The organism is Acinetobacter sp. AB03, from assembly GCF_058107045.1.
Window position 1 is genome coordinate 1 of sequence record NZ_JBUEBA010000072.1, and the last position, 783, is coordinate 783.

Sequence of the window (783 nt, forward strand, 5' to 3'; positions counted from 1 at the left end):
GTGTTTCAAAAAGTATGCTGGCATTAAACGAATCCATTATTGATATAAAAGAACACTAAATCAAAGGCTTTGAAATGATTTTCAAGCTTTTTGGAGAAGTTGCAGCTTCTCCTAAAGCCTCGCCTGATTCGATGCCGTAATCGACAATTATTGCCTTCTATACCCACAGTGAAAAATTTACCAATCAACTGTTTGCATTCTTTAAAGGTCGTAACAAAGCTATCCCAATGGTCACTTGATATACATGTATAGCTTACACCTAACTGCTTCAATTTTAATTTAAGTCGTTTTGCAGTGGCTAAATCTCGGTTACCCCATACATAAGCAACAATTTCACCTGTTTCTCGATGATAGGCATAAATTAGCCATTGTTTATTTTGCTTATGACCAACAAAAGTCCAAAACTCATCTACTTCAAGGGTTTCATAATGACTTTGCTGTGCTCGAAGTTGATATTTTGATTGGCTAAGTGTCCGTAGAACTTTACCGATACTTACTCTTTCAATTTCTGCTATATCCCTGACACCACTGCCTCGCACCATGAGGTGTAATATTTTGGTTTTGATACCTGAGTGACAGCCTTGATAACTGAGAGCATGATCACCAATAAATTGACGTCTGCATATTTTACATTGGTAATTTTGCTTACCATCTACTTTTGTGCCATTTTTCTTTATACTGTCACTTAGGCAGGCTGGACACTTGATTTCTAGAGTTATTCGCATTTCTCTATTTTATCAAAATCCAACCTGCTTTTTTTCAGCATACTTTTTGAAACACCAC

At 36.4% G+C, this 783-nt stretch carries 1 protein-coding gene; it reads right to left on the reverse strand.

Features of this window, described 5'->3' with window-relative positions; translation table 11 throughout:
- Positions 1-23: 23 nt before the first annotated feature.
- Positions 24-725, reverse strand: coding sequence for an IS1 family transposase (locus tag ACY3FQ_RS18420; RefSeq protein ID WP_004282341.1), 702 nt, complete (start codon positions 723-725; stop codon positions 24-26).
- Between the last annotated feature and the right edge of the window lie 58 nt (positions 726-783).